Origin of the sequence: Syntrophobotulus glycolicus DSM 8271 (assembly GCF_000190635.1) — a bacterium.
Taxonomy (GTDB): Bacteria; Bacillota; Desulfitobacteriia; order Desulfitobacteriales; family Syntrophobotulaceae; genus Syntrophobotulus; species Syntrophobotulus glycolicus.
In genome coordinates this window covers 162,574-178,068 of record NC_015172.1, presented here as the reverse complement: position 1 = coordinate 178,068, position 15,495 = coordinate 162,574, and the positions used below count along the sequence as shown (strand labels likewise).

Genomic DNA, 15,495 nt, shown 5'->3' with positions numbered 1-15,495 from the left:
ATACTCATTTCATTATACCATTAAATATCGATAATATTAATGACTCCATAGCCCTGCCATCCCTGAAAGCGGACTCGTTTCTCATGATGGGCCAAAAAATCCGCTAGAGCCGGGGTGATCTCTTCCCCGGCGGCAATTAAGGGAATTCCCGGCGGATATACTGCTATTGTTTCGCCGGAGATCAGACCCGGAGAATCCTTTAAGGCGATATTCCTTTTCTTTGGCGCCAGCCATGCTTCTCTTGGTGTCAGCCTCAGTCTGGGAATATCCTCATAGTTCCAGCGTTCAATCTCCGGTTGAACTTTAGCTTTTTTTTGCGCCTGGCTCTTCTTGGCTTGTCCGTCTCTATTCAGTATATTTTCCAGAGATCCGGCTAAATAATTGACATCATTTGGGTCGCTGCCAATCCCAAGCATAAACAAAATATTCTCATCATCCCATAGTTCCGGTTCTATTCCATATTCATTCCTAAGAAGCCTTACTATCTCCTCACAGGACAGGAACAGACCTGAAGTATTGATCAGAATTTTCGACCAATCCAAGTCATTAATGCCGAATCTCCCTCTGTCCCCAGCCCCCAGTATCCGGATCTTATTTTCCAGCCTGGCGTGCAGCTCATGAACTTCCGAATACAGAATATCCCAAGCTTTCGCATCGCGAACCTGCTCTCCTACTTTTTCCAGAGAAGCCATCAAAATATAATTCGGACTGGATGTCTGAAGTATTTCTAAGCTCTGTCGAACTTTATGCCGGTCTATCCTGCTTCCCAGAACGTGAAGCAAGGCCGTCTGGGTAAGTGAACCCAGTGTTTTATGAGTGCTGTGTACAACAATGTCTGCCTGCAGGCTCAAAGCGTTAGGGGGAAACCCATGCGCCCCAAAATGCGATCCGTGTGCCTGGTCAACCAGGATGGGAGCTTCAGGATATTGTTCGTTGCGTATACTTACCATTTGTCCCAAGTCAACACAAGTCCCGTAATAACTCGGACTTGTGATCTGAAATGCTGCCGTTCCCTCCGCGTTTGCCATATATCTGGGCAAATCCAACCCCAATGCCAAGTTAAAATCAGGATGAATCACCGAAGGAACATATTCTGGCCTGAGTCCTGATAGTACCAGCCCCGAGATAACAGATCTATGCGCATTTCTTTGCACTCTGATCCTTGTTTTCGCTAAAGCTGAAGGCGGGTTTTGGTTGGCAATGGCTAGCAAGGATGCCTGGTTTCCTACTGTTCCCCCATTAACAAGAAAAAAGGTTTCATCAGCCCCAAAAATCCTGGCTGTTTGGGCCTGAGCCTCGGCGATTATTCCTGTCGGCGAGTGGAGCATATCCAATCCCGGTAATTCCGTCAAATCAGCCTCCGGAAAAGCGATACCGGCATGGATTGTCTCTTGGCCTTTATGTCCGGGTGTATGAAAAGAGATTCTCCTCGAATTTAGATACTCCTTTATTCCGTTCCCAATAGGATACACCCGGCACCTCCAAAAATCTAAGGTCAATGTTTTTGCGGTTATTTTCAGTCTTCTTTATTTTAACATACATTTTTTAGACTGTAACCTATGACCAAACAGGATTGCCTTAATCACATTTATGGTGTGGTCATAATCCTTTTGCTCCTCAACGGAAATCAACGAATTTTCACAATTTGAGCAGATAAATTTCCTATATAGCCAAAGTCCGTCGTGCAAGCCTTGCTCTGGATTTTTTCCGCAGATCATGCACTTAGGATAAATATTGTTCATTTCTTCTTCATCTTTTCGGTAAGTACTTTCTCCTATTCGATCAGCCCGCTTTTTCAATTCAGTTTTTCTTGAATTTTTCTTTTGATTTTTTGGCATGAATCTTGTTCTCCTTAATCAAATTGCTGTGTGATTCAATCCTCTATTGATATGTATATTCTTACCGAAAAAAATGGTTATTAGTATTCATTGTCGATTATTTCCAGAGAGATTAAAAGCATGATTAAAATGAATTATGAAATACTAAAAAATAAAGAGGTAATTTCGCATGTCAAAAAAACACCCTGCAAAAACAAAAGATTTACGGCAAGAAATTCCGAAAGAATTGTCTCTGGAGTCCGAACCACATACAACGACAGCATGGTCTCAGGCGCAATATTTCAAACCTGAATCCAATGTCGCTATTCCGCCTTTACAAGATACTATTGACGCCAAAGGCTGGGTAGATAACGAAAGCAAAAAATAGTCCGCAGTCATTCTAAGAAAAAAAATCTGGAGGCAATGTTGACATTGCCTCCAGATTAACTATTGTAAATCTCTTTTTTAACCTGAATCTTAGAACCAAGCCTGTCCTGCCAGACGTTTGTAAGTTCTGTAACGTTCGCCGGCAAATTTTTCAGCGCCCTGGAACAGAAGCTCAGCGGTATCCGGGAAGGTATTCATGAGTGACGTATAACGAACTTCGCTCATAATAAAGTCTCTGAAGGAAGCAGATGGCTCTTTGGAATCCAAGGTAAATGGAGCTTCGCCTTTTTCCAGAAGATCTGGATTGAAGCGGTAAGTGTGCCAGTAACCTGCTTCAACAGCTTTTTTGGCTTGGGTAATACTTGTTGCCATACCGGTACGAATACCGTGTGTAATACAAGGAGCATAGCAGATTACTACGGAAGGTCCTTTGTAGTTTTCAGCTTCTTGGAAGGCTTTCAGGGTCTGCTGTAAGCTGGCACCCATGGAAACCTGTGCAACATAGACATATCCATAGCTCATCATCATCATCCCAAGGTCTTTTTTACGGATCTGTTTACCGGCTGCCTGGAATTTAGCAACAGCAGCACGCGGGGTTGATTTTGATGATTGTCCGCCGGTGTTGGAGTATACTTCAGTATCCAGAACAATGATGTTGATGTCGTCACCGGAAGCGAGAACATGGTCTAAACCGCCGAAGCCGATATCATAAGCCCAGCCGTCCCCACCAACAATCCACTGGGATTTTTTGACGAAAAGATCTTTCTTGTCCGCGATGCTTTTCAGAAGAGGATTAGCATTCAGATCAACTTTTGCTAATTCAGCTTCAACTTTCACACTGGCAGCTTTAGAAGCATCGCCATCATACATGCTGGCAATCCATTCTTTGAACGCTTCTTTAAGGGAATCCGGAATATTTTGTTTAATCGCTTCGGTCATATCTTCGCCAATTTTTACACGCTGATGTGTAACACCGAGGAACATCCCATAACCAAACTCAGCATTATCTTCAAACAAGGAGTTTGCCCATGTAGGACCTTGACCCTTAGCATTTACTGTGTAAGGTACGGAAGGAGCACTACCGCCCCAGATGGAGCTGCAGCCTGTGGCATTGGCAATCATCATCCGGTCACCAAAGAGCTGAGTCAGAAGTTTGACATATGCAGTTTCACCGCAACCAGGGCATGCTCCGCTGAACTCAAAGGTCGGACGGAGGAACTGGCTGTTCTTGACCGTATATTTGTTCGCAATCCTGTTATCTTTATCAGAAACAGTAAGCGCATAATTCCAGTTTGGAATTTCTGCTTCGGTTTCTTCAGCAGCAGGCTTCATCACCAGCGCTTTCTGTTTAGCCGGGCAGATTTCTGCGCAGTTTCCGCAACCGGTACAATCAAGAGGAGTTACCTGAATACGATACTGTAAGCCTTCAAGCTCTTTCCCGCTTGCTTTGATGGTTTCAAATCCGGCAGGAGCTTTTTTCACTTCATCAGCATCGAGCAAGAAAGGTCTGATTGTTGCATGTGGGCAAACATAAGAGCACTGATTACATTGGATACAATTTTCTTTGATCCAGCGAGGAATCGTTACCGCAATACCGCGTTTTTCATAGGCGGTAGTACCGGCTGGGAATGTTCCGTCTTCATAACCGTCGAATGCGCTTACAGGGAGAGTATCCCCTTCCTGAGCGGCCATTACACGAACAACCTTTTTAATGAACGCAGGATCATTTTCATCACCGAGGAAGATCCCGTCGTTAGCGTCCGCATTGGCCCAGGACGCAGGAACATCAACTTTTACAATGGCATTAACACCGGCGTCAATAGCCTTATAGTTCATGTCGACAATTTCCTGACCTTTTTTACCGTAAGTCTTCACAACGGAGTCTTTCAGATATTTGATGGCGTCATCAATGGGAATAACATTGGCAAGCTTGAAGAACGCGGACTGCATGATCATATTGATTCTGCCGCCCAAGCCAATTTCCTTGGCAATCTTAATGGCGTCAACAATGTAGAAGTTTGCCTTTTTATCGTAGATTGCTTTTTTCAGTGAACCAGGAAGTTTTTCATCCAGTTCCTCAACGGTCCATTGGGTATTCAAAACAAATGAACCACCCGGTTTTAAGGATTTGAGGAGATTGTATTTATCAACATAAGCCTGGTTGTGACAAGCGACATAGTTTGCGTTTTGCACCAGGTATGGAGCTTTAATTTCTTTCTTCCCAAATCTTAAGTGAGATACGGTTGTACCGCCGGATTTCTTGCTGTCATAAGCAAAGTAAGCCTGAGAATACAGATCGGTATGGTCACCAATGATTTTAATTGCCTGTTTGTTGGCGCCAACTGTACCGTCTGCACCTAAGCCCCAGAACTGACAATTGATTGTGCCTTCCGGAGTGGTGTCAATTTCTTCTTTAACTTCCAGTGAGGTAAATGTAACATCATCAACAATACCAACAGTGAAACGGTCCTTAGGCTGATCGAGCTTCAGGTTTTCGTATACTGCAAGGATCTGGGAAGGAGTTGTATCCTTGGAACCCAAACCATAACGTCCGCCGACAATGATCGGTTTTTTATCATTATTGTAGAATACGTCGACAATATCAAGATATAACGGTTCGCCGAGTGAACCAGGTTCTTTTGTGCGGTCAAGCACTGCAATTTTCTTCACTGAAGCAGGTATGACATCAAGAAGATATTTTGCTGAGAAAGGACGATAAAGATGAACGATGATCACGCCGACTTTTTCGCCTTTTGTTGCTAAATAGTCAATCGTTTCTTTAATGGTGTCCGTAACCGAACCCATAGCAACGATGATATTTTCAGCATCAGGGGCACCATAATATTCGAATGGTTTGTAGTAACGGCCGGTCGCATCGCCATATTTTTTCATATAGTCAGCTACAATATCAGGAACATTGACATAGAATTTATTGGAAGCTTCTCTGCCCTGGAAGTAGATATCAGGATTCTGGGCAGTACCTCTGAGGCAAGGATGATTAGGATTAAGAGAATTATCACGGAAACGTTTAAGAGCATCCGTATCAATGAGAGGTTTGATCTCTTCATCCTCAGGCAGGCTGATCTTTTGAATTTCGTGAGAAGTTCTGAATCCGTCAAAGAAGTGCAGGAAAGGCACTCTGGCTGTCAGTGTGCTCAGATGAGAAACCATGCCGATATCCAAAGCTTCCTGAACATTTGAAGATGCCAGAAGGGCAAACCCTGTCTGACGGACGGACATTACGTCCTGATGGTCACCGAAAATAGAAAGGGCGTGTGCCGCTACAGCACGGGCACTAACATGGAAAACCGTAGGAAGAAGCTCCCCGGCAATTTTGTACATGTTAGGAATCATGAGCAAAAGACCTTGTGATGCAGTGTAAGTAGTTGTCAAAGCTCCTGCTTGGAGTGATCCGTGAACTGCACCTGCTGCACCTGCCTCAGACTGCATTTCCACTACTTTCATTGTCTGACCGAAAAGGTTTTTCTTTTCATGAGCAGCCCATTCATCTGCAAATTCTGCCATGTCAGACGAAGGAGTAATTGGATAGATCGTTGCGACTTCGGAAAACGCATACGACGCATAAGCCGCAGCTTCATTTCCAGCCATTGACTTCATTTTGGCCATTGAAATTGTTCCTCCCCATAAAATTTATTTAAATTTAAAGGTTCTCTTTATTATGAAACATTACCCTAAATCCAATTCATCAAAGGGTTCTGTTTATCCGGCCTTGCCTTCCGGCACATTACCGACAGCTAAACCACCTCCTAATTTAAACAGTTGGAAAACACCGGAAAACAGTAAATATATATAGGATAAGGATAAGCAAATGAAAAACGTACTATACAGGTGTTCCTGAACTTCATGAAATGATGCAGACTACGGAATATTTTTCAGGCTGGACTACAATCACAATTTCCATATGTTACTGTTTGCACATGTCAGCATACAAATCAACTCGATTTCCGAAAGAATATGTATTATTTTGAATTTTCACAAATTTTAGCGAATACAAACCGAGGGAACTATTTTGCATAGTTCCCTGAACAAGTATAGTATACTATTTCCTTCTTCTTCTCGTCAAGGGATTATTATTCTGCAAAATATGTTACAATGTACCATAAATTCCTGTTTCTTCTATGACTGAAGGACTGCCGGTTTTCTTCGCTTTTGTTCAAATAAGCTTGTGATCTCAGAGGCTATACTCCAATAAACTGAAAGACCGTTAAAACAATCACTCCCGGAAAACCTAAAAAAGCAACCAAGATCACCGTAAAAATATTAATCGGAATTTGAATATTTACTACACTGAGCAAAAGATTGATCAGCCATAATCCGACCACTCCGCCAAGCATATGGATCATAACCCTGATCAGCTGATTTGGTCTTCTCAAAGAGGAGATGACCACCAATAATAACAAAATAACAAACAGTATCATAAAAACAAATGTCATACCATTCTCTCCCACTTCCGAATTACTGCATTCTATGCGGAAAGCGGACAAGATATGACTGTAGCCTTCATTCCTTCTTTAACCGGACCATGATCTTTTTACAGCGGTCTTCTTCCTTCCAATGCTCTGGCAATTGTCACTTCATCAGCATATTCCAGATCAGCGCCAACAGGCAGCCCGTGCGCAATTCTGGTGACCTTTATCTGCAAAGGCTTAAGCAACCTGGCCAGATACAAAGCCGTAGCTTCTCCTTCAACAGTAGGGTTAACCGCAATTACGATTTCACTGACTCCTTCCAGTCTGGACAACAGACCACCAATATTAAGCTGTTCCGGCCCTATCCCTTCCATAGGAGAAAGCACCCCGTGCAGAACATGGTACAATCCCTTGTATTCCCCAGTCTTCTCCAGGGCCACAACATCCCGGGACTGCTCGACCACACAAAGAATTTCCCTGTTTCGTTTTGGACTGGAACATATCCGGCAGGGATCGGAATCTGTATAATTACCGCAAATACTGCAATACCGAATATCCTTAAGGGCGGCACTGATGGCCTTTGAAAGTCCGGTAGCTTCATCTGCATGCTGGAGGGCATAAAATGCCAATCTGCCGGCAGTCTTTGGCCCTATGCCGGGCAGTCTTGAAAACGCTGCAATTAAATCAGCCAAAGGCTGAGGATAATAAAAAAAATCCATAATATACCAATCAAGCCTTTATATTTAAAACAATCCGGGAATATTCAAGCCTCCGGTCAATTTTCCCATTTCTTGTTCCGCCATATTCTGCGCATTGCGGATTCCCTGGTTAACCGCGGCTTTAATCAAGTCTTCCAGCATTTCGACATCGTCCGGATCTACAGCTTCAGGTTTTATTTTCAGTTCTTTCACCTCAAGGTCGCCGCTGACAACCACTTCAACCGCTCCGCCGCCGGAGGAAGCCTGAACCGTCTTATCTCCAAGCTCTTCTTTGGCTTTCAGCATATCCTGCTGGAGCTTCTGCGCCTGTTTAAGCATTTGATTCATATTTCCCATTCCACCTGGTGGTTTAAAGGCCATAATTATACACTCCTTATCAAAATATTCTTTTGATATCATTCCTTCATTGTTGTCACCGTATCATTTTACTTCTCTTTCTTGACCACTACAAGATCCGAACCAAAGATTTCTTTAGCTTTCCCTACGATATCAATAACTTTTTTTTCTCCGGGGAGAGACTGGGAAACAACCTCGTTTTCCATCATATTATGGAGACTTAAGCGAATTCCGGTGATTTGTCCGAGGATTTCTTCAACAATGTTCCTGTTCTCCGGTTGTTCAAATTTATCCCGGTGAAAAGAATATCCCTCCTTAAAAACGAGCACCAATTTGTCTTGCTCAATCCTTTCCGGATGTGCTTCCAAAAGAAAAGCGTGTGTTGATTTCTTTTTCTTACGCACTCCTTCTAAAACCTGAGGCCAGACTGCAGCGATATCTAATCTCGACTCGTTATTCATTGGATTTTGTTCTATTTTATTAAAACCGGCTTGCTCCTGTGCCATTTGTTTGGGTCGGGGCAGCTTCTGCTCTCCGGTTTTTTGTTCGTTTTGTTTTTGACTTTTCTTGTCGTGCAAAAATCCCGCAGGCTGTTCTGCCAAAAAGCTTTGCATTTGGAAAACCGCTTGAACCAAAACCATCTCAGCACTAAGTCTTGCATTAGGAGCGGCTCGAAGTTCTCCCTCTCCCTTGAGCAAAACATTGATCAAGGCCAGTATTTTTTCGATGCCTGCTTGACCGACTTGTTGTGTCAGCCTGTTCTTCATTTGAGGCGAAAGCATCGGTTCCCGCCCTCCCGCACCAAAAAGCAATCCCTGGCGAAGATATTCCAGCAGCTCCCTGATGATCTGACGGGGGTCCCTCCCCTTTGCTACCGCATCATTAAGCTTGGTCAGGACAAGCCCGCAATCCTCTCCGAGAATCGCCTCCAGCAGATCTGCGCTAAAGCTTTCTCCTACAACACCAAGAATTTCAAACACAAATTCCAGGGTAATATCCCCTTCATGGAGAAGACACTGGTCCAAAATGCTCAGCGCGTCCCTCAGTCCGCCTTCCGCTTTGGAGGCAATAACCATCAAAGCCTCTTCAGCTATCTTACGATCCAGCGAATCACAGACTTCCTGTAATCTTTGAACAATCATTTCCGGGGAAATCCGGTGAAATTCAAATCTTTGAACCCGCGAAAGGATTGTCAAAGGAACTTTATGCGGCTCAGTTGTGGCCATAATAAAAACCACTCCTGTCGGAGGCTCCTCAAGGGTCTTTAACAATGCGTTAAACGCCTCTGCCGTTAACATATGCACTTCATCAATAATATAAACCTTGTATTCCCCTGATGTCGCAGCGAGCTTAACATTCTCCCGGAGATTACGGATTTCATCTATGCCGCGGTTGGAGGCCGCATCAATCTCCAAAACATCCATGGCTTGCCCCTGGTCAATTCCCTGACAAGAATCACATTCATTGCAGGGTTCCTCCCCCCGGCGAAAAGCACAGTTCAAAGCCTTGGCTAAGATCTTGGCCGCCGTGGTTTTTCCCGTTCCTCTGGGACCGCTGAAAAGATAGGCGTGGGCAACCTTATTGCTGATCAGAGCATTTGTCAGAATTCTTTTCACATGTTCCTGTCCGACCAAGTCCTGAAATCGTCTTGGCCTCCATTCCCGGTAAAGCGCCAAATAGGCCATTTCCTTCACCTTCATCCATACCGGTTCAGTTTTTGCCGGCTTGATTTTAACGTAATAAAAAAGATGGTTCTAACCACCTTAAGAAAATAAGACCGTGCACCTTTGCCCGAACCATAACCACCGGACGTTACCTGTAAACCGAAGTTCCCTTCCGGCAACCTTGCGGCACACGGAAAAATCTCCTTAGTGCTGCTTCCGTCAGGACCTGACACGGTTCAAAGCATTCCGTTGCGCAAGACCAGAATGTCATCACTTCAGATGCACAGACTGCTCCGACAATTAGGCCCTCACAAAGGAATTCGATCCCGCTGCAGCGGACTGCGGGTTACAGGGAACCGCTACCTCCCCATCTAGCACGGCCAAACCTATTATACCATTAATCCTTTGAAAATAAAAAGCCCGCTAATAAGCTCTTCACGATATCAAATAAATTTTTTATAAGAATATTGCAAATCCCGTCCTTTTAAAGGGTTACACAAGCGGTTTATTCGATCAAACTCTCATAAATCTTGGACAGGTTGTCCGTCATCCGTTCCAGATAAGTCAAATCATCCTCATTGCTTTCTATCGTGTAAATGGTTTCTACTTTGGCGCCGACTTCCTTGGCCAGTGTTTGGGAAACATCCGGACTGGCCATTTCTTCGGCAAAAATGGCGGTTACTTTATTTTTCTTACAGTATTCTACGAGCTCGGTCAATTGCTGAGCACTGGGTTCGCCCTCCGCAAAAACGTCTTCCACGCTGTTTTGCTCTAAGCCAAAGTCCCGGCAGAGATAGGCAAAAGCAGCATGTCCCGTTACAAAGCTCTTTTTCTGCGCGGACTGGAATTTTCCGTGATATTCGTTGTAAAGGTTTTCGAGTTGGGAGATATAATCATTGCAGTTTTTTTCATAATAGTCTTTATTCGCGGGATCTGCCTGGACGAGAGCGTCCCTGATGTTATTGACCTCAATTTCAGCCCCCTTCAGACTGAGCCAGATATGGGGGTCATATTGCCCATGTTCCTCTCCCCCTTCATGCTCCGCGCCGGCAATCGCTCCAGCGCCTTTGGACGCTTCCACTGCAATCAGACCGGCATTATTGGCCGCTTTAATCGCTTCCTCCACCCATCCTTCCATGCCCAATCCACTGTACACGAAAACCTTGGCCGTACTGAGACCGGTGAGATCCTGCGCCTTTGGTTCAAAATCATGAGGTTCCATCCCATCGGGTATAAGTGTTGAAATTTCTACCTTATCCTTTCCCACAGCAGCAACAAATTCTTTCAGCGCGTTAAAAGTTACGGAAACCTCGAGTTTGCTTTCTTCCGTTTTCGTTACCGGATTATTGCTGCTACACCCCGGAAAGCTCACGACAGCAAGCAAACATAGCAGCAAAACAGTCCACCTTTTTAACAATTTTTCGACCTCCCATACTCTACTTGCAAACGCTTCCCATTTGCATCTATAATATATATTAGTTTTTAAGGATATTTTTGTCAACTGCGAATGATAAGCATTTTCAATAATAATGAGTACTGCGTGCAGAAAGGAATCTCTCATGATTAAAGCCGAAAATTTATTCTTTTCCTATACGGGTTTGCCTCCGTACCTGCTGGAGGGGATCAATCTGCAAATCTGCGGTGGAGAGTACGTATCGGTAATGGGTGAAAACGGCAGCGGCAAAAGCACACTGATGAGGTTGCTCCTGAAATTCATCAAACCCACAGGCGGAAGCATTGCCTCTCAAGCCAAGAGAATCGGCTATGTCCCCCAAAAAAAGGATTTCTCCAACTCGGATTTCCCCATTACCGTCTATGAAGCCTTGAATTCTTACCGCAAATTATTGCGGATCAAAAATAAAGACACGATTGTGGAAAATCTTGAACAGGTTGGAATGTCCGGCTTCACAGGCGCGCTGATGGGCACCCTCTCCGGCGGCCAGAGCCAGAAGATATTGATTGCCAGGGCCTTGATGGGAGCACCAGATTTGCTGGTTTTGGACGAGCCTTCAACCGGGGTGGATCGCAAAAGCCAGAGAGAGATTTATGGTTTTTTGAAAAAAATAAACCAGGAAAACGGCATTACCATTATTTCCGTCGAGCACAACCTGGACGCCGCCATTTCCAACTCAACCTTGATTTACCATCTGACAGGCGGTCAGGGGCATCTCTGTACCCCCCGGCAATACGCCGACGAGTTTTTCCAAAAATAAGGGAGAGGGCGACAAACAATGCTGACTATGTTTCATTACAGCTTTATGCAAAACGCGATTTTCGTTTCCGTATTTATTTCGATTTTATGCCCCTGCATCGGTATTTTTCTGGTTCTTCGCCGGTATTCCATGATCGGGGACGCCTTATCTCATGCCTCGCTGGCCGGCATCACCATAGGGCTGATGTTGAACCAAAATCCCGTACTTGGCGCCTTTCTCTTTACCTCGGTCTGTGGCGCGCTGATCGAGTTCCTGCGCAGCTATTTCCAGAAGTACACGGATTTGATTCTCACCATCGTACTTTCTCTGAGCGTAGGCACCGCCATTACCATCATCAGTTCCGGAAAGCTCCACGCCAGTGCGGATTCATTTATGTTCGGCAGTATCCTGACCGTTACCCGGTTCGATATGATCATGGTGCTGATCCTCAGCGCGGTTTCCGTTCTAACGCTCATTTTCCTTTACCATCAGATGATCTATATCGCCTATGACGAGGAGGCCGCTAGAATAGCGGGCGTCAAAGTCAGACTGATTAACTATGTTTTTTCCGTCCTGGTCGCCTCGGCCATAGCCGTATCCATCAGAATCGTCGGCGTGCTGGTCCTTAGTTCCATGATTGCCCTTCCCGTCGCCACAGCCATGCAGCTTGGGAAAGGATTTCGATTCACCTTGATCTTTTCCATTGTTTTCAGCGTTATAGACATCATGCTGGGGTTGTTTCTATCGTACTATCTCAATGTTGCCCCCGGTGGCTTTACCGCCCTTATTTCGGTTGCCGTCCTGGTCTTGGTTTTGCTCGCCAAAAAGCTGCAGACAAGTGTGGGCGCGGCCTGCAGTCAATAATGCCCATATACCGGCGGCTTTGGAATACTTGACTTCTTAAAATTGTCCACTCTATAATGATAAATGCGAATAATACGCATTTCCGGATCATATAAATGGAGTAAATGAGGTGGATTCATTGAAAACAGTACAGACTAACTGGCCTGCGGGACTAAAAAGAACCCGGCAGCGGGAAAGTGTGCTTACGGTGCTTGAGCTCTCTGAAAAACCTTTAAGCGCATCGGACATCTGCTCCGCAATGGAAAAAAACGGAGACGCCGCCTGGCTGTCCACCGTCTACCGGATTCTGGAGCTTTTCATAAAAAAAGGCCTGGTGATTAAAACCACTGTGATCAATAACGAGATGGCTGTTTATGAACTCAATCGCTTTAAACATCAGCATTATGCTGTCTGTATAAACTGCCATAAGATGATACCGATGGCTGATTGCCCGATGGAGAAATTTATACCCAAACTCGAAGATGAGGATTTTCAGGTTATGGGCCATAATCTGGAGGTATTTGGATTTTGCAGGGATTGTCACCCAAACTGACAATTGTCATCTTAAATTAATGTTTATTCAGGGAGGCGCGCATGGCTACAGAAATATACGTCATAGCGGGCTTTTTGGGAGCGGGAAAAACCACGCTGATCCAAAAGCTGCTGAGAGAGACCTTTAAGAAAGAGAAGGTCGTCCTTATTGAAAATGATTTCGGTGAAATCAGTATTGATGCCGCCCTGCTGCGATCCGGCGGCATTGAAGTGAGAGAGATTAATTCCGGGTGTATTTGCTGCAGCCTTTCAGGTGATTTTGTTAAAGCTCTCCAAGAGCTTTTGGATCGTTTCCATCCGGATAAAATTGTGATTGAGCCGTCCGGCGTCAGTAAGCTTTCAGATATTGTGAAAGCCTGCTCGGACCCGCGCCTTCAACCGCTTGCCGAGGTGAAGGGAAAAATAACAATCGTCGACGCCAACCGCTGTGCACTGTATCTTGATAATTTTGGTGAGTTTTTCGAGGATCAAATCCGGAATGCCGGCATTATCCTGCTTAGTCGCACCGGGGATTGCCCTGAGGAGATAAAAGACGTTTACAAACTGATAAGAGACCTCAATACGCACGCCTCAATCCTGGCAAAACCCTGGGATCAAATCAACGCTGCCGAAATTTTATTTCCACAGGACCATTGCCACGAGCACACCCATGGTCACGAGCATATTCATGACCATGATTGCGATCATAGTCACAATCATTCAGCCGAAGATATCTTTGATACCGTTACCATACAGACAAAGCGGGTATTCAGCCCGGAGGAATTAAAAGCGCGGGTGGCGCATATGGAGCGGATCACAGGAGGAACCGTCCTGCGCGCCAAAGGCATTCTGCGCACCTCCGGCGGATATGTGAACCTGCAATACCTCCCCGGGGATATCCGGATCACCAGCTGTACCACCAGAGGCAACACGCTTTGCCTCATCGGCCGCAATCTGGACCGACAAGAGCTGGCCGGTCTCTTCAGCGGAGAATAATAGGATGGCGATACCCGTTTATGTGATCACCGGCTTTCTGGACGCCGGGAAAACCACCTTTCTGAATCACCTGCTGAACAGACAGGACTGCCGGGACTCCGGGATACTTGTTATTCAGTTCGAGACCGGCGAAGAGAAGTTTCACAGCCGGTATCCTAACTGCGAGCAGATTACCTTTTCGAAAAAAGCTTTAGAACAACATCCGAATCAAATCACCGGACAAATTTACGGCTGGATACAAAACTGCCTGCCTGACGAAATTTGGATCGAGTGGAACGGTGTCGTCCCATTTTCCCAGCTGCAGTCCTTGCTTTTGCATTCCTCACTGCGCAGTCTTTGTCAAATTCAGCAAGTGATTCACCTTGCGGACGCGGCAAACATAGAAAATCTGCTCGGCAAAACGGGAGGCGCTCTGCCCGAGCAGATTGCCAACAGCGATTTTGCCGTCCTGCGCAATGTGAGTTCGGCCAATACTCACAACCGCATCCGCCGCCTGCTGGACGGCCTGAACCCCGGCATTAATACCTATGAGGTCAAATCATATAGCGATTTCTCTAAACAGCTATTCAGGAAGAAAGAGCATCCTGTCAATCTGTTTCTTCTGGCGGCCGTCGTGCTGACCGCCCTGTATTTTGTTGCCAGACCGGTTTTAGAGCTGTTCCAGATACCGGTCAATACGATAATCAATCTATTTTTAGGGATCCTCCTGCAGGCTGTTCCCTTTTTGCTGCTTGGTGTCCTGCTTTCATCCGCCATTCAGATTTTTATTCCACAAAAGGCCATTGAACGCCGGTTCCCTAAATCAATGGGGATGGGAATGCTGGTGGCCCTTATCGCTGGTTTTTGTCTTCCCGTTTGTGACTGCGCGTCCATTCCTATTTTCAGGAGCCTGGTGAAAAAAGGGATTCCGCTCCCCGCAGCTGTTACCTTTATGACGGCCACTCCGGTCATCAATCCAGTGGTCATTTTGTCAACCTATTACGCTTTCAGCGGCAACCTGACGGTTGTGCTTGGACGTGTAGGCCTGGGAATCATAGCCGCCGTGATGATTGGGCTTATTTTTGCGGTCCGGCCACCACAAGGCCGCGTCTTAACCGGGGGAACGTTCGACAGGCTGATGTGCGGCTGCGGCTGTTACGAGGACGCCGAATCAATCCCCACTTTCAGGGGGAAAGCCGGTTTGTTCATCCGTCACTCCCAGGCGGAATTTTTCAGTGTCGGAAAATATTTAGTGATCGGGGGCTTTATCGCCTCCATTTTCCAGGTTCTGGGATCCGGGATATTCACAGCGGCTCAGGGTGGGGCTGGCTTGGCGGTATCCATTGTGCTCATGATGGGGATGGCGTTTGTCCTCTCTTTATGTTCATCCTCCGATGCCGTTATTGCCCGCAGCTTTGCCACTCAATTCCCGCTGGAAGCAGTCATGGGATTCCTGATATTCGGACCGATGATGGATATTAAAAATGTGCTGATGCTCTCTGCGGGATTTTCGAAGCGTTTTATTGCGAAATTATTACTGACGGCATTTATTGTCTGCTTTGCGGTCGTCTTTCTGTTTTCCGGTTGGGGAGGGATGTAGA

General features: G+C 45.6%; 14 protein-coding genes and 1 other RNA gene. 6 read left to right on the top strand and 9 right to left on the bottom strand.

Features of this window, described 5'->3' with window-relative positions:
* Positions 1 to 20: 20 nt before the first annotated feature.
* Together SGLY_RS00850 and SGLY_RS00845 are read right to left on the bottom strand one after the other, a co-directional pair.
* A complete protein-coding gene (locus SGLY_RS00850; protein ID WP_013623410.1) occupies positions 21 to 1,472 on the bottom strand; it encodes an aminotransferase class I/II-fold pyridoxal phosphate-dependent enzyme in 1,452 nt (483 codons plus the stop codon).
* 54 nt (positions 1,473 to 1,526) lie between these two features.
* Positions 1,527 to 1,838 (bottom strand): sigma factor G inhibitor Gin, encoded by a 312-nt coding sequence (locus SGLY_RS00845; RefSeq protein ID WP_013623409.1) that lies wholly within the window; start codon positions 1,836 to 1,838, stop codon positions 1,527 to 1,529.
* Between the two features lie 169 nt (positions 1,839 to 2,007).
* On the opposite strand from SGLY_RS00845, the gene SGLY_RS00840 reads away from it, so the two are divergent.
* The gene (locus tag SGLY_RS00840) at positions 2,008 to 2,205 is read left to right on the top strand and encodes a CDIF630_02480 family spore surface protein (RefSeq protein ID WP_013623408.1); all 198 of its coding nucleotides are present in this window, start codon (positions 2,008 to 2,010) and stop codon (positions 2,203 to 2,205) included.
* An 89-nt stretch (positions 2,206 to 2,294) separates the two neighbouring features.
* On the opposite strand, the gene nifJ is transcribed toward SGLY_RS00840, so the two are convergent.
* The 7 genes from nifJ to SGLY_RS00810 form a co-directional block, all read right to left on the bottom strand.
* Positions 2,295 to 5,831, bottom strand: a complete 3,537-nt coding sequence (gene nifJ / locus SGLY_RS00835; protein WP_013623407.1) for a pyruvate:ferredoxin (flavodoxin) oxidoreductase — start codon at positions 5,829 to 5,831, stop codon at positions 2,295 to 2,297.
* Positions 5,832 to 6,403: 572 nt separating this feature from the next.
* Complete coding sequence (locus SGLY_RS00830) at positions 6,404 to 6,658, bottom strand: pro-sigmaK processing inhibitor BofA family protein (RefSeq protein WP_013623406.1); 255 nt, start codon at positions 6,656 to 6,658, stop codon at positions 6,404 to 6,406.
* A gap of 98 nt (positions 6,659 to 6,756) precedes the next feature.
* Positions 6,757 to 7,353 (bottom strand): recombination mediator RecR, encoded by a 597-nt coding sequence (gene recR / locus SGLY_RS00825; protein WP_013623405.1) that lies wholly within the window; start codon positions 7,351 to 7,353, stop codon positions 6,757 to 6,759.
* A 24-nt stretch (positions 7,354 to 7,377) separates the two neighbouring features.
* Positions 7,378 to 7,713, bottom strand: a complete 336-nt coding sequence (locus SGLY_RS00820) for a YbaB/EbfC family nucleoid-associated protein (RefSeq protein ID WP_013623404.1) — start codon at positions 7,711 to 7,713, stop codon at positions 7,378 to 7,380.
* Between the two features lie 65 nt (positions 7,714 to 7,778).
* Positions 7,779 to 9,374 carry a DNA polymerase III subunit gamma/tau gene (dnaX, locus tag SGLY_RS00815; RefSeq protein WP_013623403.1) on the bottom strand — a complete coding sequence of 532 codons (1,596 nt, stop codon included), beginning with the start codon at positions 9,372 to 9,374 and terminating at the stop codon, positions 7,779 to 7,781.
* Between the two features lie 92 nt (positions 9,375 to 9,466).
* An RNA gene (gene ffs / locus SGLY_RS17335) (signal recognition particle sRNA large type) lies at positions 9,467 to 9,733 on the bottom strand.
* Between the two features lie 125 nt (positions 9,734 to 9,858).
* Positions 9,859 to 10,770, bottom strand: coding sequence for a metal ABC transporter substrate-binding protein (locus SGLY_RS00810; RefSeq protein ID WP_013623402.1), 912 nt, complete (start codon positions 10,768 to 10,770; stop codon positions 9,859 to 9,861).
* A gap of 142 nt (positions 10,771 to 10,912) precedes the next feature.
* On the opposite strand from SGLY_RS00810, the gene SGLY_RS00805 reads away from it, so the two are divergent.
* The 5 genes from SGLY_RS00805 to SGLY_RS00785 all read left to right on the top strand — a co-directional run bounded on the left by SGLY_RS00805 (position 10,913) and on the right by SGLY_RS00785 (position 15,494).
* Complete coding sequence (locus SGLY_RS00805; RefSeq protein ID WP_013623401.1) at positions 10,913 to 11,566, top strand: metal ABC transporter ATP-binding protein; 654 nt, start codon at positions 10,913 to 10,915, stop codon at positions 11,564 to 11,566.
* A gap of 27 nt (positions 11,567 to 11,593) precedes the next feature.
* Positions 11,594 to 12,409, top strand: a complete 816-nt coding sequence (locus tag SGLY_RS00800) for a metal ABC transporter permease (RefSeq protein ID WP_041444894.1) — start codon at positions 11,594 to 11,596, stop codon at positions 12,407 to 12,409.
* Between the two features lie 118 nt (positions 12,410 to 12,527).
* Positions 12,528 to 12,941, top strand: a complete 414-nt coding sequence (locus tag SGLY_RS00795) for a Fur family transcriptional regulator (protein WP_013623399.1) — start codon at positions 12,528 to 12,530, stop codon at positions 12,939 to 12,941.
* A gap of 41 nt (positions 12,942 to 12,982) precedes the next feature.
* A complete protein-coding gene (locus SGLY_RS00790) occupies positions 12,983 to 13,915 on the top strand; it encodes a CobW family GTP-binding protein (RefSeq protein WP_013623398.1) in 933 nt (310 codons plus the stop codon).
* Positions 13,916 to 13,919: 4 nt separating this feature from the next.
* Positions 13,920 to 15,494: a permease gene (locus SGLY_RS00785; RefSeq protein ID WP_013623397.1), complete on the top strand. Its 1,575-nt coding sequence runs from the start codon at positions 13,920 to 13,922 to the stop codon at positions 15,492 to 15,494.
* The last annotated feature ends 1 nt before the right edge of the window (position 15,495 follow it).